The following is a 21556-nucleotide window of genomic DNA, read 5'->3' as shown; positions in this document are numbered from 1 at the left end:
TGGCGTGAGTCTATCCTGTCCCGACGGCAAAATCGCCACATGTCCCGCCACCGGCAACGGTACGGGGTGCGTCTCGCGGGAAATCTGTGCCATAATCGCCCACGTTCGCACTCCAGTACCCGGAGTGTTTTTCACTGCCCCGGTAGCTCAGGTGGATAGAGCGTCCCCCTCCTAAGGGGAAGGTCCCACGTTCGAGTCGTGGTCGGGGCGCCAGACAGCGCCGCCAATTCCAAAAACGCCATACAAACCGTTATTGCCGGCTTCGCGCCGATAACCGAAGTTGACTGTTACCCTCCGGGTGACCGATCAACCGGCACGGGATTCACAGGGTTTCGTATGGTCATGACCCGATGATTGCCGATTCCCGGCACTCACCTTCCAGGCGTTTTTTGCGAGGAGTCCGTGGGGAAGCGCTTTCCCCACGGTTGGCGCCGACTACAGCATGGACTGTTCGTACTTGGTCAGTCCCAGACGCTCGATCAGCTCAAGCTGAGTCTCGATCCAGTCGATGTGCTCTTCTTCCTCAGCCATGATGGCGGCGAACAGATCCCGGCTAGGATAGTCCCCCACCTTTTCCGCGTAGGCCACGGCCTCCTTGTAAACGGCATGGCCCTCATGCTCCAGCTTGAGGTCGCACTCCAGGATTTCCTTGGTGTTTTCACCGATGTAGAGCTTGCCCAGGTCCTGCAGGTTGGGCAGACCCTCAAGGAACAGGATACGCTCGATGAGCTTGTCCGCATGCTTCATTTCATCGATGGACTCGTGGTATTCGTACTCGTCCAGCTTGGTCAGGCCCCAATTCTTGAAGATGCGGGCGTGCAGGAAATACTGGTTGATGGCGGTGAGTTCGCCCTTGAGGGCCTTGTTCAGGTATTCGATGACCTTCTTGTCGCCTTTCATGGTGTGCTCTCCTCGAAGTCGGTGCTGGATCTGCTCGGAAGGATCTCTTTTTATAGCGTACCTTCCCAATACAGACTTGGAATGACTCTAAAAGTTTAGACCATCACCTCGAGGACGTCATCATCACCGTCAGGCGACTCCACTTGCAAAATCCCGGATCTTCAGCCCACCGCCCATTGCGGTGCGTCCGCCATGGTCACGTTGACTGCAGGTGCCGTGTTCAGGGTGTCACGTAGCAAACGATTGGCGCAAACCCCACATTTGCCGCAATCGGTGCAGACCCCCAGTTCCCGACGCAGATCCCGCATGCTATCGGCGCCCTCGGCCACCGCCCTGCGGATCTGATGATCCGTGATTCCCTTGCAAAGACAGACATACATGCCGTTAAATCCTCGTTCATTTATCCGACACACCAGCTGGGAATTTGCTCCTGAATGGTAATCAATGTCAATACCATCCAGACTTAATTTCTTGCGCATCGGCGCCTAACCGGTTAGAAAGCACAATCTGGACCAATCTGGATTGCTCTCCGTCCAGGCATTTTCTTGCAGGAAAACATGGACTCCGGGTGTTGCATCGCAATAAAGTGTGCCCCGTCCAGGCCACCTGCAAGGGCTGGTCACGAGAATAAGGCTCAGGACCTGACAGGTCCCTGAATGTCCAAACTGAACAACGGATGACGAGGACAACCCATGAAACCCCGTACCGTCACGGTCATTGACAACGCAACCGGCAAGCAGGTAGAGCTGCCCGTCCTGGAAGGCACCATCGATCCCGCCACCGTGGACATCCGTCCCCTATCCAAGGAACTGGGCTACTTCACCTACGACCCGGGGTTCATGTCCACCGCCAGCTGTCGAAGCGACATCACCTACATCGATGGCGACAAGGGCATCCTGATGTACCGCGGCTATCCCATTGAGCAATTGGCCGAGCACAGCAGCTACCTGGAAACCTGCTACCTGCTGCTGTACGGTGAACTGCCCACCGCCACCGAGCTGGAAAACTTCACCCGCATCATCCAGAAGCACTCCATGCCCCATCAGGCCATCCGTCGCTTCTACGACGGCTTCCGCCACGATGCCCATCCCATGGCCATCATGGTGGGCGTGTTCGGCGCCCTGTCCGCCTTCTTCCACGACAGCACCGATGTGCACAACCCCCGGCACCGGGAGATCTCGGCCCACCGCATGATCTCCAAGATGCCCACCATCGCCGCCTGGTCCTACAAGTACGCCATCGGCCAGCCCTTCCTGTATCCGGATAATGAACTGGGCTATTCCGAAAACTTCCTGCGCATGATGTTCGGTGTCCCCACCGAGCGTTACGAGCCCAACCCCATCTTCGCCAAGGCCCTGGATCTGATCCTGATCCTGCACGCCGACCACGAGCAGAACGCCTCCACCTCCACCGTGCGGCTGTCCGCCAGTTCCGAGGCCAATCCGTTTGCCGCCGTATCCGCCGGCATCACGTCGCTGTGGGGTCCCCTGCATGGCGGTGCCAACGAGGCCGTGGTGCGCATGCTGGAGCAGATCGTGGAGAGCGGTCAGAGCGTGGATCACTTCGTCAACCGCGCCAAGGACAAGGATGATCCCTTCCGCCTGATGGGATTCGGCCACCGGGTGTACAAGAACTACGACCCGCGGGCCAGGATCATCCGCAAGATGTGCCATGAACTGCTGGCACAGATGGGTGCCGACAACCAGCCCCTGTTCGAGGTGGCCATGGAGCTGGAACGCATCGCCACGGAAGACGACTACTTCAAGGAGCGCAAGTTGTACCCCAACGTGGACTTCTACTCCGGCCTGATCCTGCGGGCCATGGGCATCCCGCTGAACATGTTCACCGCCATCTTCGCCCTGGCGCGCATCGTCGGCTGGAACGCCCACTGGTGCGAGATGATGCAGGATCCGGAATCCCGCATCGGACGTCCGCGTCAGCTCTACACCGGCGCCGCAGCCCGGGACTACGTGCCCATTGAGAAGCGCTAGATCCACCTGTATATTAGGAAAACCTAAAACACAGGAGGGCCATGCCCATGACGATTGATCGCGCAGTCTTTGCCTTTGCCGGCGGGATGATTCTGCTCAGCCTGCTGCTGTCCCTGGCCAGCCCGCTGTGGCTGTGGCTCACCGCCTTTGTAGGCCTGAACCTGCTGCAGTCGGCCTTCACCGGGTTCTGCCCGCTGGCCATCGTGCTTAAGAAGGCAGGCATCAAGCCAGGTCAGGCGTTCAATTGATCTGAATCGGCCCTGGCCGGTGCGCCCTCAAGGGCGCACCGGCTCATTCCCTTACTTACCCTTATTTATTCCCTCCCCGACCATAGCCCTGCCCCGGCGGCAGAACACGCTGCAGCTGGATGGCCGGCTCGCTCCATTCCCTTTCCCTCGCCCTGTCGGGACGGCGTTTTTTCCCACCTGCTGCAACCTCGACCTCACCAGACGAGTCGGCAACATCCGAACGTTCCCTATGAACCGGTGGGTTCTGGGACTCCTGTCGCAGCAACATCTCCAGCGTGGGTTCAGGCTCCCTGGTGGTGTTCACGGGCAACGGCAAGGCACCCTTCAAGGACGGCCCTTGAAGCCATGGGCTGATACCGAGGGCAGCCAGGCTACCGAGAAATATCAACCCCGGCACCCATGCCGACACCCCCTGCAAGGTCAGATAGGCCGCCAGCAACACGCCGCTTATCCCAGCCATCTGCGCCCAGCGACACCCCTGCCCATGGAGCACGGTACCCGTGGCCGCCAGCATCATCAGGGTAACCAGAGTCACGGGCACCCCATGCTGCCAGAGCACAGGAATGAGGATGCCGGCCAGCAACTGGGCATCCATGTCGGGCGTACCGAAGCTGAAGTCCCTTTGCGAGGCCGCCAGGAACAATGCGGACAGCAGAACCCTCAAAAGATGCAGCAGGGCCGCCAGAGCCGCCGCCATCATCACCATCGCCGCCACCGGACAGGCCAGGCGATATACCAGTGATGATGCCTCCCCGCCTGGATCGGTTTCCTTGTTCATTCTTCCTGCGCCTCCTTCAGATAAACCTCATGCTCTTACCGGTCAATATACCTGTCTGTTCCAGTAACATGGACCCTGCCTGGCCGGACGGCCGGTCCGTGTTCGGAATTTGGGAGCCTTTTCATGACCAAAGACAAGCCTTACCAGATCCATGCCCTGGAACTGGGCCCCATGGGAAACCGGATCTATCTCATTGAAGATAGCGCCTCCGGCACCGCCGCTGTGGTGGATCCAGCCTGGGAAGTGGAAGAAGTGACCGATCTGGCCCGCGCCCGGCGGCTGCGCATCACCCATATCCTGCTCACCCATACCCATCAGGACCACGTCAACGGCCTTGAGCGCCTGCGGACACAGGTTCCTGCTGCCCAGGTACATCTGCTCAAGGCCGAAGCGGACATCTGGGGCAGCTGCCCGGCGGATGCACACCTGCACCAGGACGGTGATCAGATCCGGCTGGGAGAAACCACGATACAGGTGCTGCACACCCCCGGACATACGCCAGGGTCAGTCTGCTACCACCTGGGGGATGACCTCATCACCGGTGACACGTTATTTGTTTTCGGCTGCGGTCGCTGCGACTTGAAGGGAGGGGATCCCGCCGCCATGTTCCATACCCTGGCACGCCTGCAACAGACGCTGCCGGCTGAGACAGTGATCCATCCGGGGCATGACTACGGCGTGAAGCCACAGTCCACGCTGAAGGAACAGGCGGAAGGGAATCCGTTCATGCAATTTGATGATGCGGCGACATTCACCCGCTACCGGATGCATGACCATGATCAAATACGAGATACGCCCTATGGGCCGGTGAGGCTGCGTTAATGCCAAGGATACGCCGATGATGGCCCATGGCCCGTCATTCCCGCTTTCGCGGGAGTGACGGCAAGGAAGCACATCACCCCAGGGACTCCAACCAGGCCCGCCGGCAATTGGCCTGACGCCGTTGCTCCAGGATCTGACGGATGCGACCACCGGCCTCGTCCAGGGTCACGTGCCCGGGGGGATGGATGGTCTCGCAGTAGAGCAGGTGCAGTCCCACCTCGGTCTGCACCGGCTCGCTCACCGTACCCACTGCCATCCGGAACAGCACGGCGTCCAGTTCCGGATACAAATGCCCCTCGGGCACCCGTCCCAGCAGTCCGCCCTGAAACGCACTGGGGCACTCGGAGTGGCGCATGGCCAGATCGGCGAAGGCCCCCGGATCATCGAGCAAGGTATCCCGGATCGCCTCCAGCCGCGTTCGGGCCGCCTCCGGGGTGTTTTCAGGGTAATCCGGGTTCAGGGTGATCAGGATCTGTCTCACCGTACGGGTTTCCGGACGCAGCAACCGATCCTGGTGACACGCATGGTACCGGGCCACTTCCTCGTCCGTCACCGGCTCGGCCCGGGCAGCCACCCGCTCCAGCAGGGCCTCCAGGCGCAATTCCCGGTAAAGGGCCTGCAAAAGACCCTCCCGGTCGAGACCATGACGACGCAGTTCTTCCTGAAACTGCTGAGGCTCCGGGTAACGGGATTCGATCTCCTGCAAGGCCCGGGTCACCTGACCCTCGGGCACATGGACATCCCGGGCCTCACTGGAAGCCAGGGCTCGCGCGCCGATGTCATAGGCCTTGAGGGCGCGATTGCGAACGATGGCTCGCTCATCATCGGAAAGGCTGCCCAGGGACTTGCCGAAGTAGTCCAGGGCAGCTCTCAGTTCGATGTAAAGCAGTTCGGGGCGCTGTTCCAGTGCAAGGGTCATGCAGGGTACTCCTCGGACGGATCCGTCAGGGCCTGTTCCGGCACCTGCAAAACCCGTCCCGCAAAGTTCACGTGATAGGCCACGCCGTCGGGCAGGTCCCGCAGAACCTTGCAGATCTCACCCACGTCCCCGGGGCTCACCACCGTCTCGCCGTTGATGCCCAGGGGAATCGCCGGGGTCACCTTGTCACGGAATTCGTACCGGGTGGGCACCCAGGGGGCGTCAGCATCAATCAGTTCTTCCTGTCGACAACCCACCACACGGCCCGCATCCAGAAAATTGACGGTGTAGATCACCTGATCCTGCAGGAAGGTGCCCCTGCCGATGACCACCCCGATGCTGCCCCGGGGCACCAGCAGCTCGCCCCGGTCCATGCCGGGGTAGGTGCCGTCGTTACGCAAGGGACGGACCACCCTGACCTGCTCGCCGTACTCTCGATATTGCTCCATGGGGCTATCTCCGGATGAAGGCCTGTTCCAGGGGCACTACGGTGACGCCCGGCGCCGGGCGCTTGAAAACCTTGAACACCTTTTCGGTGCGGGCATCGGATTCCACAAAATCCGCGTAGGACTGCATCAGCAGGCTGCGGTAGATATCCCGACGGGCCGACAGATCCGTGGGCAGGTTGTCCTGGGTGCCGGAAAGGTAGTCATGAAAGCGCTGCAGGATATGCAGGCGATTCACCCGGACAACGGCCTCATCGTAAGGAATGTTGAAATATTCCAGAAACTCCTCGGCAGACCCCATTTCCCGCAGGTCTTCTTCCAGTTCGGTGGTTTCATTCATGGTTCAGACCTCGATGGTAGATATCAATGAAAGGGGCGGCCTCATGCCACCGCCCCGTTCAGGCAGGTGAGTTCCGCATACCAGGTGGCCAGTTCATGCTCCGTCGGCGGCCGCTTGGACTGGGAAACGGAACGGCGCAGACGACTCAGCAGCAGGGCCGCCTGGGCCTTGTCCAGGGTCACACCCATGCGTGCATAGGCCGCCATCACGCCGTGGGCGCCGGAATGCTTGCCCAGCACCAGGCGGTGCTCCCGGCCCAGCTCCGCCGGGTCCACACCCTGGTAATTGGCCGGGTCCTTGAGCAGACCGTCCACATGAATGCCCGCCTCGTGGGTGAAGACCCCCTCCCCCACCAGGCTCTTCTGCCAGTGGATGGGACGGCCGGAGGCGGTTTCCACCAGATGGGACAGGGCCGGGAAACGGCGTAGTTCCACTCCGGTCTCGATGCCATGAAGCCGCCGCAAGCCCATCACCACCTCTTCTAGCGCGGCGTTGCCGGCCCGTTCCCCGATGCCGTTGACGGTGGTGTTCACATGGGTGGCCCCGCCAAGGGCAGCGGCCAGGGTGTTGGCGGTGGCCAGGCCCAGGTCGTCATGGGCGTGCATCTCGATCTCCAGGTCGGAGATGGCGCGAAGTTGCCTGATACGCGCCAGCACGCCGAAGGGTTCCATGATGCCCACGGTGTCGGCGAAGCGGAAACGGCGCGCCCCGGCAGCCTGGGCGGTCTCGATCACCCGGCAGAGAAAATCAGGATCGGCCCGGGAGGCATCCTCTCCTCCCACCCCCACCTCCAGTCCCAGCGTCAGGGCCTGGGCCACATGACGACGAATGCTCTCCAGCACCCAGTCCCGATCCCGACCCAGCTTGCGCTGGATCTGCTGATCCGAGACGGGAATGGACAGATCCACCATGTGGACCCCCAGGCCGGCACAGTCGGCCAGGTCATCGGCGCGCATGCGGCTCCACACCAGCAGACGGGCCTTGAGCCCCGACTGGGCCAGCAGGGCGATGGACTCCCGTTCCTCGGGCCCCATGGAGGGAATACCGATTTCCAGTTCGGGAACCCCCAGGTCGTCCAGCCCCCTGGCGATGGCCATGCGCTCGGCATCAGTGAAGGCCACGCCGGCGGATTGTTCGCCGTCTCTCAAGGTGGTGTCGTCGATGACGATGCCGAGCGGTTGGGTCATGGATGTCCTCGTCGGGCGAATAGGGCCACACCAAGGATTAAGCGATTATCGTGCCATGAAACCAACCTAATGATTTCAAATGATTACTTCATGACGAAGTGATGGTGGTTGTGTGACTTGACGGGAAGATTGTCAGGTTTGCCACAAGGGCCTTGCCTCGGCCTGCAAGGTATCCTGTCTGACATTCGAGGCGGCCGGATGCCGCCTCGAATGTCAGGTCACCGACGCGACCGGGTATTCAAATCCGGGGATTTCTGCCCGTAATAAGAAATATGACCGCAACCACCAGACCAACGATGAACAGGATCCAGGCGATGTTCGTGGCTACTCCGGCAATGCCACTCAATCCCAAAACCCCGGCGATGATAGCAACGATCAGAAATATCAGAGCCCAATGGATCATGGCTTTCTCCTCATTCAAGGTTATCCAACAACGCCAAGCCGCTTGAGGGCTTTCTCAAAAACCCAGGCAGCAACCAGCAGCAATCAACGAACCGGTTCGATGCGATACAGAGCGCCATCGGGGGCATCATTAAGGACGTAGAGATACCCGTCCGGCCCCTGGCGTACATCCCTGATGCGCCCCACACGGTCCCGCAGCAGCTCTTCGGCGTGAACCACCACATGATCCTCCACCACCAGACGCAGCATGCGCTGCGCCCGAAGGCCACCCGCCAGCAGATTGCCCTGCCAGCGCGGGAAATGGGCACTGTCCACCACAGCCAGCCCGGAGGGCGCCAGGGTGGGTAGAAACTCGAATACCGGGTCCACCATGTCATCCTGGTGGCGGGCCAAGGCATCGGGGAAGCGGGCTTCGGTCCGGTAATCCCGCCCCAGGGTCACCACGGGCCAGCCGTAGTTGTTGCCGGCTTCGATCAGGTTCAGCTCATCTCCGCCCCGGGGACCGTGTTCCGTAACCCAGACCTCGCCGGTGGCGGGATGCAGCGCCAGGCCCTGAATGTTGCGGTTGCCGTAGGTATAGATCTCAGGGGCATACCCCTCCCGTCCGATGAAGGGATTATCCTCAGGCACCGTACCGTCATCGTTCAGGCGCACGATGCTGCCGGAGTGATCCATTGTGTCCTGGGCCCTGGGGGGATGGGCGCCGCGGTCACCGATGGTCATCAGCAGGGTGCCATCGGGCAGAAACAGCAGTCGGGAACCATAATGGCGCCCGGGCTGCGTGTAGGTATTGGACTCGAAGATATTTTCCACTTCCGTGAGCCGGTCTCCGTCCACCCGGGCGCGGATCAGGGCTGGTACCGTGCCGCGGGCATCGCCCTTCGAATAGGTCACGTAGATCCAGCCGTTGTCCTCATGGCGGGGATGAAGCGCCACATCCAGCACTCCGCCCTGGTTAACGGCATGAAAGGCGGGAAACCCCTGCAGGGGCGTCTTGCGCCCGTTTCGATCCACCAGGACCAGCCCATTGGGACGCTCGGAGATCAGCTTGCGTCCATCGGGCAGGAAGGCCACTGCCCAGGGGTGAGTCAGTCCATCCACCACCTTGACCAGGCGGATGGATTGATATTCGGAGCTGATGTTACGCGCCACCACCTCCTCGGCCTGGGCGGGCGCCGCCACCAGGGCAAGGCACAAAGATACCGCCGCCCATAGACTGCCGGCATGGGTCCTCATCGCGTCCCTCCTTTTTCCAGCGTGTACGGGTTCCGACCACTGACTTCCTCCAGGGTTCGCCCATCGTGGGCTTTCGGAAAGATCAGGATTCCCCGGAGCCACTACCTGCACAAGACCACGGCCACGATCAGACAAAACCGCGATGACCAGCAGCAACAAACCCACCGAAGCGGGTCAGGGGTGGCTCAATACCGCACCCGAGCGCCGTAGGAATCTCCGGCCTTCAGGCAGGGAGGATGTCAGTGAATGGGTTACCCCGGCATCGGGTAACCGACAAAATTCCGGGCTCCCGCTCGCACGGAAGTGACGGCAGGGTGGGTTGGCTCTCTGGACCCCTCCCCCTCTCATCCAGGGGAGAGGGGCTGTCCGAAAGCCTGATCTCATCCCGACTCAGGCATACGCGGGGGCAAAGGCCTTTTCCGGGTCCGTGACCGGGCCGTCCACACCCCAGTACGGGGACATCTTGCGCAGTCTGGCCACGATGTCCGGCATCACGTCGATCACCCGGTCGATCTCGGCCCGGGTGTTGTAGCGGGAAAGGGAAAACCGCACCGAACCATGGGCCGCAGTGTAGGGAATCCCCATGGCCCGCATGACGTGGGAGGGTTCCAGGGAACCGGAGGTGCAGGCAGAGCCGCTGGACGCGGCGATCCCCGCCTGATTCAGCAGCAGCAGGATGGACTCCCCTTCGATGTACTCAAAGGCCATGTTCAAGGTGTTGGGCAGCCGATTGTCCTGGTCCCCCATCACCAGGGCATGGGGAATGCGTGCCGCCAGGCCCGCCTGCAGATGGTCCCGCAGGGCGCGGACTTCAGTGTTTTCATGATCCATGTGGGTCATGGCCAATTCGGCGGCCTTGCCAAGGGCGACGATGCCGGCGCTGTTTTCGGTGCCGGCCCGCCGTCCCCGTTCCTGATGGCCGCCCCTCAGCAGAGGCCGAAAGCGCAGGCCCCGGCGCAGGTAGAGCACGCCGATGCCCTTGGGGGCGTGGAGCTTGTGACCGGACAGGGAAAGCATGTCGATGGCGGAGGACTTCAGGTCGATGGGCAGCTTGCCCACCACCTGCACCGCGTCGGTGTGAAACATCACACCCGCTTCCCGTGCCATCCGGGCCATGGTCTCCACCGGGAACAGGGTGCCGGTCTCGTTGTTGGCCCACATCACCGTCACCAGGGCCACCTGATCCGACAGCAGGGCGGCGTACTGGTCCAGGTCCAGTCTTCCCCTGCCGTCCACCGGCAACCGGTGGATGGTGTAACCCTCTTTCTCCAGCTGTTCGCACACGGTGAGGATGGCCGGGTGTTCCACCGCGGTGGTGATGATCTCCCGGCGCTGGGGCTGGGCCTTCACCGCCGAGAGGATGGCGGTGGAGTCGGACTCGGTGCCGCAGGAGGTGAACACGATCTCCGAATCGTGCTCGGCCCCCAGCAGGGTCTGCACCTGGCCCCGGGCCTGCTTGATGGCGTGCCCCACCCGGTTGCCGAAGCTGTGGATGGAAGACGGGTTGCCGAACTGCTCGGTGAAGAAGGGCAGCATGGCCTCCACCACCGCCGGGTCCACCCGGGTGGTGGCGTTGTTGTCCAGATAGATGGGTTCCATGATCATTCCTCCATCGCCATGGCCCGCACCGACATGTTGGGCATGATGCGAACCGTATTGCCGCGGCGGGCCTCGGGCTGGGCGGTGACATGGTTTTCCGGGTCGAACGCCTCGCCCCGTTCCGCCAGCACCCGCACCAGGATCTCCTCGATGCCTTCGTGGCAGGCACTGCAACCGCCGCCGGCCTTGGTGTAGAAGGTCACGTCCTGGACCGTGCGCAGGCCGTTCTCGCGGATGGTCTGCTCCACCTTGATGGCATCCACGGCAAAGCACTTGCAGACCAGGGCACCTTCTTCGTGGTCATCCTTCCAGACCTCGCCGCGATAGTTGGCAACGGCCGCTTCCAGGGCCTCCCGTCCCATCACGGAGCAGTGCATCTTCTCCGGCGGCAGGCCGTCCAGGAAGTCGGCGATGTCCTCGTTGGTCACTTCCAGGGCCTCGTCCAGGGTCATGCCCTTGATGAGTTCGGTCAGGGCGGAGCTGGAGGCGATGGCGGAACCGCAGCCGAAGGTCTGGAAACCGGCATCCAGGATCACCTGGGTCTCCGGTTCCACCTTCAGGGTGAGGCGAAGGGCATCCCCGCAGGACAGGGAACCCACCTCGCCGATGGCATTGGCCCCTTCGACCGCGCCGGCGTTGCGGGGGTTGAAGAAGTGCTCTTTTACCTTTTCGGAATAGTCCCACATGGCTTCTGTCCTCCGGGATTCTAGGGTTCAGCTCGCCAGGGCGGCGGGGGCATGGGTATGGCAGTTCTTGGGGCAGACCTTGGCGCAGGCCTGGCAGCCGATGCAGTCCATGGCGTCCAGCAGACGCATGACCATGGAGGCGTCGTCATCGAAATCGTCGTCGTCATCGTCGATTTCCCGTTCCACCAGTTCAAAGCAGTTGCGGGTGCAGACCTTGTAGCAGCGGCCGCAGCCGATGCAGTTTTCTTCCTTGAGTTCGGTGATGAAGGCCGGTATCCAGGGGGTCCCGCCCCGGGTAAGGCCAGTGATCTGGGTCATGGGTGTCGCCTCTTCTCTATGTATGTTTTTGTATTTTTTGTCGCCCTTCTCCCCTTGGGAGAGAAGGGCCGGGGATGAGGGGTGAGCGGAGGGTGTGCTTGTTACATCCCCGCCACGTCCGGGTGATCGCCGACGATGTTCAGGGCCACCGACAGCAACTTGTCCGCCTCGGTCTTCATCTTCGACAGGCTGTCGAAACCGAAGCGATGGACGTCACGCAGGGTCTTGTCCACCACCAGCAGCTTGCCCACGGAGATGATCACGCGGCCAAAACCCTCCCCGTTCAGGCTGAGCATGACCGTGGCCATGCGGCCGCACTCCTTCTCGATCAGCACCGCGACAGCGTTGTAGAACGCATTCACCCGTGCCAGGGTGGCCCGGTCCATGTCGGCGACCAGGGGGATCTCCTTGCGCTTTTCCGGGGAGATGACGAATTGGGACAGCAGCGCTTCGTCGGATTGCCCATCCCGGGTTCCGAAGGTGTCCAGGGCCCGCATCTGGCGGACCATCTCCTTCATGAAATCGGTTTCCAGAATGGGATCAGCGGTGGTATTGCTCATGGATGTCTTCCCCAAATGTCCACAGGTTGATGGATCAGGCTTCTTCTTCCCATGGCTCGGCGGCCATGGCGTCAAACCGGTCCGGGTCCGAACGCCCCTGCTGCATGGCCTTGGCCAGCCAGGGCGGCGGACAACCGTCCCGAATCACGTCCTGAAGCTCGCCCAGCAATGGACCGATGCGGGTCCCGTGGGCCACCTTCAGGGGCTGTACTCCCAGGGCCAGGAGCTGCTTGACCGCCGAGGCGCCTGCCGCTTCGCAGTACACGGCAGCACAGCCTTGCAGGGCATCAAACTTGGCCATCAGCTTGTCCTCATGGCCATCCCGGGCCTGCATGCCGAACTGCACGGCCTCCACCAATGCACTGCCCTCACCTTCCAGGCGATAGATGGCCAGGCACTGGGCGGACCCGAAATGCTGGTCCACCCGTTTGAGGTCCGTACTGGCAAAGGCGATCAGAACCGGGGCTGGCGATGACATGGCGGCGGTCTCAGTGACAGGCGGCGTAACCACCTGCAGGCGACGCTGAAGTCCCATGGCGAGGACCCTCCGGAAGGTCGTTGTCGGGGGAACGGTCGTAGATGGAGCGGTAAGGGGTCACGCCGTGGTGGGACGCCACCCGCAGATTGGCCAGATCGAACAGGGCCTGCTGGGCACCCCCATAGCCGATCCAGGTCCGCTGGAAGCCACCCAGCCAGTCGTACTGGGGGAACCCGGCCCGCAGCAGGGGGATGCCCAGCCGCTGGGCCGAGGCCACCCCATGGGCATTGGCAATGAGCAGTTCCGCTCCCTGCTCCCGGGCCATGGCCTCCAGGTCTTCCAGGTCGCCGATCTTGATGGTGCGTACTGAAAGGCGATCCAGTACCGGCGCCTTGACGGGCACGGCGGCGGCCACCACCTCGCTGCCCACTTCCCGCAGCAGGGCCGAAAAGCCCGCCAGCAGGTCCGCCTCGCCGGCCACGGCAATGGGTGCCAGTCCCATCATGAAATGGGTGTCGAGCATGGCGTCCTGCAGACGGGCGCGCTGGCGGCGCAGCCGGACCGGCACCGGCCGGCCGCTGAGCCGGGACAGGGTCAGCAGCAGTTCATCCGTGGCATCCATGCCCATCAGGCCGTCAAAACGCAGATCCGGCACGCCGGTGCGGGCCTTGAGCAGGTCCGCCGCCGTCGCCATGGAGGCGCCCACCACCAGGGTGGCCTGGGCATTCCCCAGCGTGGCCAGGGCGGACAGAGGCGTGCCGCCGGTGGTCAGGGCGGACAGACGGGCCTCGTCCAGATGACCATCCAGGGAGGCGGACAGATCCGGCAGGACCACCGGTTCCAGGTCGAACGCCTCGATGATCTCCTTGAGATGGTCCACGTCGCCCGGGGTCAGGCTTGACCCGACCAGCACGTTAAGCTGCCGGGGCCGACTGCCGGGGACCGTCCCGGCCGCCTTCGCCTCGGGCACCAGGGTGTCGATGAGGGCGGTCACCGCCAGGGCAAAGCCGGTCTCCGCCGAGCCGCAGTAGTCAGGGGTGTTCACCGGCACCACCGCCACCTGGGCAAACTCGGGATGCTGCATCCGGAACTCCCGCACCACCCGATGGATGTCGGCCCCTTCCGTTTCCGACAGTCCGGTGGTGACGATGCCGATCAGGGCCGGCGCGGACTTGTTGCAAATGGTGGCCAGGCCTTCCACCAGGGCCTCGTCGGCGCCCATGACCGCGCTCACCTGATCCATGGCGGTGGTCTGCAGGGGAATGGGTTCCCGGAAGTGGCGCACCAGAAACACCTTGGCAAAGGCGGTACAGCCCTGGGCGCCATGGAACATGGGCATGGTCCGATCCATGCCCAGGAACGCCAGGGCACCCCCCAGGGGCTGGCTGGCCTTGAGGGGGCTGACGGACAGGGCCTTGTTGCGCTTCAGGATTTCGGGCATGTCAGCGGACCTCCAGGGTGGCGGGCATGCCGTCGGCATCCCAGGGGGCGGGTTCGCGGACCCGGGACCAGATGGGGCTTTCCAGGGTGATGGCCAGCTGACGGGCCAGTTCCAGCATCCCCTCGTAGCCGGCGTAGGCGTGTTCCCGCTCCTGGTTGATATCCAGGAAGGGCATGCGGGCCTTGAGGGCGGTATAGAGGTTGCGGCCGCCGGCGATGAGCATGTCGGCCCGGGTTTCCTCATAGATGCGCAGCAGGTTGGCGGGACTGCCGTCCTCGATCATGACCGCGTCCTCCCCCATCAGCTGGCGGATGCGGGCCTTGTCGGCATCCGTGGACTTGCGGGTGCCGGTGGCCACCACGGTCATGCCCAGATCCTGCAGGGCGGATACCACCGACCAGGACTTGACGCCACCGGTGTAGAGCAGCACCCGCTTGCCCCGCAGACGGTCCCGCCAGGGTTCCAGGGCGGCATGGATGCGGGATTCCTCCCGGGCGATGAGGTCCTCGGTGCGCCGGGTCAGATCCGGATCGTCGATCAGGCAGGCAAAGTCCCGCAGGGCCTGGGACATGTCCTGCACGCCGTAGAAGCTGCCCTCGAACCAGGGAGTGCCGTAGCGCTCCTCCAGCTTTCTGGCCACGTTGATCATGGCCTTGGAGCAGACCAGCATGTTGGCCTGGCTGCGGTGCATGGACTGGATATGGTGGAAGCGGGCATCCCCGGACAGGGTGCAGAGGATGCGCAGTCCCAACTCGTCGAACAGGGGCAGCACGTGCCAGAACTCGCCGGCGATGTTGTATTCGGCGATGAGGTTGACCTGATGGACCCGGATGCCGGGGCGTGTCGCGGACGCCGGGATGGGGTCCGGCTCCCGGGTGCCCACCACCTTCTTCACCATGGTCTCGCCGGCGATGCGGTTGCCCAGATTCTTGGAGCCGTAAAAACCGGCGGCATCCACGTGCACCACCGGTACTCCGAAGCGTTCCTGGGCGGCCTTGCAGACGGCGTCCACGTCATCGCCGATGAGGGCGGTGACGCAGGTGTTGTAGACGAACACCGCCGGTGGCCGGTGGGCCTCCACCGCCTGGCGGATGGCGTGGAGCAGGCGCTTTTCGGAGCGGCCCATGATCACGTCCTGTTCGGTGAGGTCGGTGGTCATGCCCAGGCGGAACAGGTCCGGCCCGCCGGAGGAGAGGGTGCCCCGGTTGTCCCAGGTGTTGCCAGCGCAGGCGATGGGGCCGTGGACGATATGGGCCACGTCGGCCACCGGCAGCAGGGCGATCTGGGCGCCGTCGAAGGCGCAGCCGCCGGCGGTGGCGCCGGGCTTGGGCCGGGTGCAGCCGCCCTTGGGCTTGTGGGTGTTGTGGGCACAGGCCGGTTCGTCCAGCAGTGCCTTGATGTCCTGTGCCTTCATGCCTTGCCTCCGCGTTTTTCGCGTTGTTGCAGTGAGGAAATGCAAAGAGCGGGCCAGCCCGCATGATGGAGGCAAGCCATTGTTTATTTAAGACTTTCAGGAACGGAGGGATTGTTGCGAATGTGACAATGGCGGGAGGATTGGAGCAAGGGTGTCATTGTGGAGGACGGGCCTTCCCTCAACCCGACCCTTCTCCCCCCGGGGGAGAAGGGCATCATCAAATCTTTCAGGCTTCCACCCCGGTGCGGAATTTTTCCAGCGTCTGCGGCTGGCGCCCCATGGACTTGGCCAGCCAGGGCGGGGGCGCGCCCTTGAGGACACCCTGCAACTGGGTGATGACTTCCGAGGCCACGCTGCCCCTGGGAAACTTCACCGGATGGACACCGGCGCGGATCACCTTGGCGGCGGCGGGACCACCGATGCCCTGGACATACAGCACCTGGCAGTCGCTCACCATGGCGGCACGGGCGGCATTGCGGTCGTCGGTCAGGTCGGCGGTTTCCGTCTCGCGGATGTCCACCAGGCGGGATTCAGTGGCGGATACCTGGTAGACCAGGAATCGCAGGCAGGAACCGAAATGTCCGTCCAGCTTTTCCCCGGTATTGGAGGCCATGGCGATACGCACGGAATCCGCCATGTCACCGGGCACGTAGTCCTCGATGGCGGGCAATCCGGGCTCCACGTCCCGTTCCCCACTGAGATAACGAACGGCCATTTCCAGGGCTTCGTCCCCGGGGCCGCCCTCCTCCCCCGATTCCGACTTGGGACGCTTGAGGGCCTGGCGCAGATCCGCCACGGTGAGCCGGGCCAGGCCGTCCTCCCGAATGGGGGCATCCACCTTCTCGATGATGGCCTCGATCAGGCGCGGTAGCTGCACCCCGGGCAGGACCCGGCTCGCCAGAGCGATGCGCAGGGCGCATTCACGGTTGAGGATGTCGGGTGACATGAGGATCTCCTGCTGGTGTCGGTATCTGGCTCATTCATTGACCCGGTTCACTATCAAAGGCGCTTGACGCGCAGCGTGATGGGCAGTCGGGGCTCCGTATCCATGGGCTCCAGGTAATAGCGGGAACCGTCCGCCAGGGTCAGTTCCCCGCCCCAGCGACCGGGGCCCTCGTGTTCCATGGAGACGATCATCTCCTCCAGATCCTTCTTGGGGACGTAGAGGGTCAGGCCCCCGGCTTCGGTCTTGTTGATCATGACGCTGGGCATGATGGTGTGCTCTCCGGCGAAGTGAGCCCCTCTCCCCCAGGGGGGAGAGGGGTTGGAGTGAGGGCGCGCGGGTGGATCAGCGAACCAGATCGTAGTTGTAGTCCGTGTCGCCCATGATGCGGGTCTCTTCGTCCAGACGCTCCAGCACTGCGTTCACCAGGGTGGTGAGGATGTACATGCCGCCCTCATAGCCCAGGGTGGTCATGCGGTGCAGGTGGTGGCGGTCGAAGATGGGGAAACCGATCCGCACCAGCGGTACCTCGAACTCCTTGCCCTTGGCCAGCGTGTCGCGCTGGATGAACTTGCCGTAGGAGTTGCCGATCAGGAAGTCCGGCTTGTCGGTGAACACCAGGGAACGCAGGTGCCACAGGTCCCGGTTGACGTGCACTTCGCTGCGGGCGCCGTAGGGGCTCTCGGAGAGGATCTTCTCCATCGCCTTCTTCCAGCGCTTGTTGGCATGGTGCACCAGGATGTGCCTGGGCTCGGCGCCCAGTTCCATCAGGAACTTGGCCATGCCCATGACGAAGTCCGCGTCCCCGTACAGGGCGTAGGTCTTGCCGTGCAGCCAGGTGTGGGAATCGGTGATCATGTCCACCAGACGGCCCCGTTCCTTTTCCAGGGAGGCGGGAATCGGCTGGCCGGTGATCTCCGAGACCTTCATCAGGAACTCGTCGGTCCACTCCAGACCCATGGGGATGTTCAGCTTGGGCGCTTCATGGTTCCAGGTGCCCTGCACGAACTTCTTGGTCTTTTCCAGTTGCCAGGGCTGCAGCAGGATGGTGTCCCGGGCGTTGGGGGCATCCTTGAGTTCTTCCTGGGTGGTGCCGCCGGCATACATGCGGTACTCACCGTCGGCCGGGGTATCCAGCACCTCTTCCGGGTCGCACAGCAGGGTGGCGTCCACGCCCATTTCCTTCATCATGCGCTTCATCACCCGGTAGTTGCCCAGGTAAGTCTCGAAACCCGGCACCAGGTTGAGCTTGCCGTTCTTGCCGGGCTCCTTGCCTTCCATGTCGTTGACGGTGAAGTAGCGGATGGTGCCCTCGAACATGTTGTCCCAGCCGGTGGTATGGCTGCCCACGAAGGACGGCGTGTGGGCATAGGGCGTGGGGAAGTCCTCGGGGATGTAGCCTTCCTTGCGGGCGTTGCCGATGAAGGCGTTGAGGTCGTCACCGATGACCTCGGCCATGCAGGTGGTGGAGATGGAGATCATGGCCGGCTTGTACAGGGCCTTGGCGTTCTGCAGGCCTTCCATGATGTTCTTCTGCCCGCCGAACACGGCGGCGTCTTCGGTCATGGAGTCGGAGACGCAAGCGACGGGCTCGCGGAAGTGCCGGTTCAGGTAGGTGCGGAAATAGGCCACGCAACCCTGGGAACCGTGCACGTAAGGCAGGGTGTTCTCGAAACCCAGGGAGCACAGCACCGAACCCAGGGGCTGGCAGGCCTTGGCCGGATCAACGGTCAGGGCTTCGCGCTGGAAGTTCAGCTCCTTGTACTCTTCCGTGGTGGTCCACTGAAAGACTTCCTGCACCTTTTCGGGGCTGTGGGCCTCCTCGGCGACGGCCCGCTTGCGGGCCAGGACTTCCTGATACTCCTCGCTCTGGAACAGGGGGTAGCAGGGCTTGATGTTTTCTGCGTTCTGGCTCATGGTGATTTCTCCTGCCGCGCCACCAATCTGTGGACGAACGGTCTGGAATGACATCTGTCGGTGGCCGTGGCGCCGGTTGCGGCGGCGCCACGGTCAGGTTCAGGCGGCCTTGGCAGCCGCTTCGGCCTTCTTCCACGGGGCCTGGAGCTTGTCCCAGCAGGGATTGTTCAGGGTCATGTCCATGTCCCGGGCGAAGATGGCAAAGCCGTCATAGCCGTGGTAGGGACCGGAGTAATCCCAGGAGTGCATCTGCCGGAAGGGAATGCCCATCTTCTGGAAGATGTATTTCTCCTTGATCCCGGAGCCCACCAGGTCGGGCCGTACCCGCTTGACGAACTCCTCCAGCTCGTAGCCGGTGACGTCGTCGTACAGCAGGGTGCCTTCACCCAGGTCCTTGATGGTGCGGTCGTAGTCGTCGTTGTGGGCGAACTCGTAACCGGCACCCACCACTTCCATGCCCAGGTCCTCGTAGGCGCCCACCACGTGACGGGGGCGCAGGCCGCCCACGTAGAGCATCACCTTCTTGCCTTCCAGGCGCGGACGGTACTTCTCGATGATGGCGTTCATCTGCGGGGTGTACTTGGCAATCACCCGCTCCGCCCCTTCCTGGATCTTCTCGTCGAAGAGCGCGGCAATCTTGCGCAGGCTCTCGGCGATCTTGGTGGGGCCGAAGAAGTTGTATTCCATCCACGGAACGCCGTACTTCTCTTCCATGTGACGGGCCAGGTAGTTCATGGAGCGATAGCAGTGCAGCAGGTTCACCTTGGCCTTGGGGGCCAGTTCCAGCTCGGAGATGGTGCCGTCGCCGGACCACTGGGCCACCACCCGCAGACCCATTTCCTCCAGCAGGATGCGGGAGGCCCAGGCGTCACCACCGATGTTGTAGTCACCGGTCAGGGCGATGTCGTAGGGGGTGGACTCGAAGCTGGAGTCGTCATCGCGGTTGGGCAGCACCCAGTCGCGGATGGCGTCGTTGGCGATGTGGTGACCCAGGGACTGGGACACACCGCGGAAGCCCTCGCAGCGCAGCGGCACCACCGGCTTGTCCATCTCCTTGGCCTTCTTCTTGGAGACGGACTCGATGTCGTCACCGATCAGGCCCACCGGGCACTCGGACTGGATACTGATGCCCTTGTGCAGGGGAAACAGGGTCTGGATCTCGTCGATGAGCTTTTCCAGCTTCTTGTCGCCGCCGAAGACGATGTCCTTCTCCTGGAAGTCCGAGGTGAAGTTCATGGTGCCGAAGGCGTTGATGCCGGTATGGCCGGTGTAGTAGTTGCGGCGACCGGCGCGGGAATACTGGCCGCAGCCGACGGGGCCATGGGAGATATGGACCATGTCCTTGATGGGTCCCCAGACCACGCCCTTGGAACCGGCGTAGGCACAGCCGCGGATGGTCATCACCCCGGGCACCGACTTGCGGTTGGAGACGATGCACTTCTTGGCCTGTTCGACATTGGGGTCACTGACGGCCAGGTGCTTGGCACGGTCCTTCCGGGCCTTCTCCGGATAGACCTCGAGGACTTCCTGGATCAGGGCCTCGGCTTCTTCGCGTTTCATTGCGCACATTGCGATTTGCTCCTCTTGCGCCGCCACTAATCCGTGGACACGCGCCAGGTGGAATTCTCATGAACACGCCGCGGGGCGGCGCGCTGCCAGCGGAAGGCCCCCCGCGGGGCACCTCCCTTCCGGCCCAGCCCCTTATACGGTGGCTTCTTCTTCCGCGGTCTTGCCGACGATGCTCTCGTCTTCCGCGTCGAGAATGCCGAACTCCATCAGCAGGTCTTCCAGTTCATCCATGGTGCAGGGGGTGGGGACCACGAACAGCTTGTTGTCGATGACCTTGCGGGCCAGGGCCCGGTACTCGTCGGCCTGCTTGGCCTTGGGGTCGTACTCGATCACGGTCATGCGGCGGATTTCGGCCCGCTGCACCACGTTGTCGCGGGGCACGAAGTGAATCATCTGGGTGCCCAGCTTTTCGGCCAGGGCGATGATCAGCTCGTCTTCGCGGTCGGTGTTGCGGCTGTTGCAGATCAGGCCGGCCAGACGGACGCTGCCGGAGCTGGCATACTTCACGATGCCCTTGGCGATGTTGTTGGCCGCGAACATGGCCATCATCTCGCCGGAGACCACGATGTAGATCTCCTGGGCCTTGTTTTCGCGGATGGGCATGGCGAAACCGCCGCAGACCACGTCGCCGAGCACGTCGTAGAAGACGAAGTCCAGGTCTTCTTCATAGGCGCCTTCCTCTTCCAGGAAGTTGATGGCGGTGATGACGCCGCGACCGGCGCAACCCACGCCCGGCTCGGGACCGCCGGACTCGACGCACTTGATGCCGGCATAACCGGTCTTGAGCACGTCTTCCAGTTCCAGGTCTTCCACGCTGCCGGCATCGGCGGCCATCTGCATGATGGTTTCCTGGGCCTTGGCGTGCAGGATCAGACGGGTGGAGTCGGCCTTGGGGTCGCAGCCGACGATCATGATCTTCTTGCCGGCCTCGGCCAGGGCCGCGACCAGGTTCTGGGTGGTGGTGGACTTGCCGATACCACCTTTACCGTAGATTGCACATTGACGAAGGGCCATGGCTTTGTTCTCCTCTGCCTGACTGTTGCGATTGGGTGTGCGTGCAACCTGTATTCAGCAATCCCCGTGCCAAGTACAAAAAAAGACCCAAGGCACTGTTTTTAAAATAAAAAAAATACAACAACAACCCGACATCGCACGTGAGATACACGACAAAGACCCCGATTCTGTATGGATAACGACACCCCGCCCCGCTGGAGCTGGATGGGGTCCGGGCACTGCACGGGGATTTGTGGCGTCATCTGGACGGACTGGACGAGCCGGCGGTCCGCATCCATGACTTCATGGCCTACATGCGCGGTCATTTCTGTCTGGATGATCCGGCGGCCTGCGGGCTGGCGGAGGGGG

At 62.8% G+C, this 21556-nt stretch carries 24 protein-coding genes, 1 tRNA gene and 1 pseudogene; 5 read left to right on the top strand and 21 right to left on the bottom strand.

Features of this window, described 5'->3' with window-relative positions; genetic code table 11:
• The first annotated feature begins 136 nt into the window (after window positions 1-136).
• Window positions 137-213 (top strand) — tRNA-Arg (locus tag CKO35_RS15475).
• A gap of 222 nt (window positions 214-435) precedes the next feature.
• On the opposite strand, the gene bfr is transcribed toward CKO35_RS15475, so the two are convergent.
• Together bfr and CKO35_RS15465 are read right to left on the bottom strand one after the other, a co-directional pair.
• On the bottom strand, window positions 436-900 hold the full coding sequence (gene bfr, locus CKO35_RS15470; RefSeq protein WP_008931643.1) for a bacterioferritin: 465 nt from the start codon (window positions 898-900) through the stop codon (window positions 436-438).
• A 161-nt stretch (window positions 901-1061) separates the two neighbouring features.
• A complete protein-coding gene (locus CKO35_RS15465) occupies window positions 1062-1280 on the bottom strand; it encodes a bacterioferritin-associated ferredoxin (protein WP_200177018.1) in 219 nt (72 codons plus the stop codon).
• A 312-nt stretch (window positions 1281-1592) separates the two neighbouring features.
• Between CKO35_RS15465 and CKO35_RS15460 the strand changes: the two genes are divergently transcribed.
• Together CKO35_RS15460 and CKO35_RS15455 are read left to right on the top strand one after the other, a co-directional pair.
• Window positions 1593-2891 (top strand): citrate synthase, encoded by a 1299-nt coding sequence (locus CKO35_RS15460; RefSeq protein ID WP_200177017.1) that lies wholly within the window; start codon window positions 1593-1595, stop codon window positions 2889-2891.
• A gap of 47 nt (window positions 2892-2938) precedes the next feature.
• Window positions 2939-3139 (top strand): YgaP family membrane protein, encoded by a 201-nt coding sequence (locus tag CKO35_RS15455; RefSeq protein ID WP_008931640.1) that lies wholly within the window; start codon window positions 2939-2941, stop codon window positions 3137-3139.
• A gap of 61 nt (window positions 3140-3200) precedes the next feature.
• On the opposite strand, the gene CKO35_RS15450 is transcribed toward CKO35_RS15455, so the two are convergent.
• Window positions 3201-3917 (bottom strand): hypothetical protein, encoded by a 717-nt coding sequence (locus CKO35_RS15450; RefSeq protein ID WP_200177016.1) that lies wholly within the window; start codon window positions 3915-3917, stop codon window positions 3201-3203.
• A gap of 123 nt (window positions 3918-4040) precedes the next feature.
• Between CKO35_RS15450 and CKO35_RS15445 the strand changes: the two genes are divergently transcribed.
• Entirely contained in the window at window positions 4041-4739 is a 699-nt protein-coding gene (locus CKO35_RS15445; RefSeq protein WP_200177015.1) for an MBL fold metallo-hydrolase, read from the top strand.
• A 73-nt stretch (window positions 4740-4812) separates the two neighbouring features.
• On the opposite strand, the gene nifM is transcribed toward CKO35_RS15445, so the two are convergent.
• From nifM to nifH, 18 genes are all read right to left on the bottom strand, one after another.
• Window positions 4813-5658, bottom strand: coding sequence for a nitrogen fixation protein NifM (gene nifM / locus CKO35_RS15440; protein ID WP_200177014.1), 846 nt, complete (start codon window positions 5656-5658; stop codon window positions 4813-4815).
• Complete coding sequence (locus CKO35_RS15435) at window positions 5655-6107, bottom strand: nitrogen fixation protein NifZ (RefSeq protein ID WP_200177013.1); 453 nt, start codon at window positions 6105-6107, stop codon at window positions 5655-5657. Before CKO35_RS15435 ends, nifM begins: the two co-directional genes overlap by 4 nt.
• Before the next feature lie 4 nt (window positions 6108-6111).
• Window positions 6112-6444 carry a nitrogenase-stabilizing/protective protein NifW gene (gene nifW, locus CKO35_RS15430; RefSeq protein WP_200177012.1) on the bottom strand — a complete coding sequence of 111 codons (333 nt, stop codon included), beginning with the start codon at window positions 6442-6444 and terminating at the stop codon, window positions 6112-6114.
• A gap of 41 nt (window positions 6445-6485) precedes the next feature.
• Complete coding sequence (gene nifV / locus CKO35_RS15425) at window positions 6486-7631, bottom strand: homocitrate synthase (protein WP_200177011.1); 1146 nt, start codon at window positions 7629-7631, stop codon at window positions 6486-6488.
• 238 nt (window positions 7632-7869) lie between these two features.
• Window positions 7870-8034, bottom strand: coding sequence for a DUF1328 domain-containing protein (locus CKO35_RS15420; RefSeq protein ID WP_200177010.1), 165 nt, complete (start codon window positions 8032-8034; stop codon window positions 7870-7872).
• A gap of 83 nt (window positions 8035-8117) precedes the next feature.
• Entirely contained in the window at window positions 8118-9269 is a 1152-nt protein-coding gene (locus tag CKO35_RS15415) for a PQQ-dependent sugar dehydrogenase (protein ID WP_200177009.1), read from the bottom strand.
• Window positions 9270-9659: 390 nt separating this feature from the next.
• Entirely contained in the window at window positions 9660-10868 is a 1209-nt protein-coding gene (gene nifS, locus CKO35_RS15410) for a cysteine desulfurase NifS (protein WP_200177008.1), read from the bottom strand.
• Window positions 10869-10870: 2 nt separating this feature from the next.
• Window positions 10871-11554, bottom strand: coding sequence for a Fe-S cluster assembly protein NifU (gene nifU / locus CKO35_RS15405; RefSeq protein ID WP_200177007.1), 684 nt, complete (start codon window positions 11552-11554; stop codon window positions 10871-10873).
• A gap of 27 nt (window positions 11555-11581) precedes the next feature.
• Window positions 11582-11872, bottom strand: coding sequence for a ferredoxin III, nif-specific (gene fdxB / locus CKO35_RS15400; protein WP_200177006.1), 291 nt, complete (start codon window positions 11870-11872; stop codon window positions 11582-11584).
• A 101-nt stretch (window positions 11873-11973) separates the two neighbouring features.
• Window positions 11974-12432, bottom strand: a complete 459-nt coding sequence (locus CKO35_RS15395) for a NifX-associated nitrogen fixation protein (RefSeq protein WP_200177005.1) — start codon at window positions 12430-12432, stop codon at window positions 11974-11976.
• Window positions 12433-12466: 34 nt separating this feature from the next.
• Window positions 12467-12967: a NifB/NifX family molybdenum-iron cluster-binding protein gene (locus CKO35_RS15390; protein ID WP_242467254.1), complete on the bottom strand. Its 501-nt coding sequence runs from the start codon at window positions 12965-12967 to the stop codon at window positions 12467-12469.
• On the bottom strand, window positions 12921-14351 hold the full coding sequence (nifN, locus tag CKO35_RS15385; protein ID WP_200177004.1) for a nitrogenase iron-molybdenum cofactor biosynthesis protein NifN: 1431 nt from the start codon (window positions 14349-14351) through the stop codon (window positions 12921-12923). Before nifN ends, CKO35_RS15390 begins: the two co-directional genes overlap by 47 nt.
• 1 nt (window position 14352) lies before the next feature.
• Window positions 14353-15765 carry a nitrogenase iron-molybdenum cofactor biosynthesis protein NifE gene (gene nifE / locus CKO35_RS15380; RefSeq protein WP_200177003.1) on the bottom strand — a complete coding sequence of 471 codons (1413 nt, stop codon included), beginning with the start codon at window positions 15763-15765 and terminating at the stop codon, window positions 14353-14355.
• A 226-nt stretch (window positions 15766-15991) separates the two neighbouring features.
• A complete protein-coding gene (gene nifX, locus CKO35_RS15375) occupies window positions 15992-16711 on the bottom strand; it encodes a nitrogen fixation protein NifX (RefSeq protein WP_200177002.1) in 720 nt (239 codons plus the stop codon).
• A 53-nt stretch (window positions 16712-16764) separates the two neighbouring features.
• Window positions 16765-16977 (bottom strand): putative nitrogen fixation protein NifT, encoded by a 213-nt coding sequence (gene nifT / locus CKO35_RS15370; RefSeq protein WP_200177001.1) that lies wholly within the window; start codon window positions 16975-16977, stop codon window positions 16765-16767.
• 76 nt (window positions 16978-17053) lie between these two features.
• Window positions 17054-18625, bottom strand: coding sequence for a nitrogenase molybdenum-iron protein subunit beta (gene nifK / locus CKO35_RS15365; RefSeq protein ID WP_200177000.1), 1572 nt, complete (start codon window positions 18623-18625; stop codon window positions 17054-17056).
• Window positions 18626-18724: 99 nt separating this feature from the next.
• Window positions 18725-20194 carry a nitrogenase molybdenum-iron protein alpha chain gene (gene nifD / locus CKO35_RS15360; protein WP_200176999.1) on the bottom strand — a complete coding sequence of 490 codons (1470 nt, stop codon included), beginning with the start codon at window positions 20192-20194 and terminating at the stop codon, window positions 18725-18727.
• A gap of 132 nt (window positions 20195-20326) precedes the next feature.
• Window positions 20327-21208 carry a nitrogenase iron protein gene (gene nifH / locus CKO35_RS15355; RefSeq protein ID WP_200176998.1) on the bottom strand — a complete coding sequence of 294 codons (882 nt, stop codon included), beginning with the start codon at window positions 21206-21208 and terminating at the stop codon, window positions 20327-20329.
• A gap of 191 nt (window positions 21209-21399) precedes the next feature.
• On the opposite strand from nifH, the pseudogene CKO35_RS15350 reads away from it, so the two are divergent.
• A pseudogene (locus CKO35_RS15350) lies at window positions 21400-21556 on the top strand (NAD(+)--dinitrogen-reductase ADP-D-ribosyltransferase); the annotation flags it as partial.

The organism is Ectothiorhodospira shaposhnikovii, assembly GCF_016584105.1.
Classification (GTDB): Bacteria; Pseudomonadota; Gammaproteobacteria; order Ectothiorhodospirales; family Ectothiorhodospiraceae; genus Ectothiorhodospira; species Ectothiorhodospira shaposhnikovii.
The sequence above is the reverse complement of the archived record's forward strand: the minus strand, read 5'-3'. Positions and strand labels throughout refer to the sequence as shown.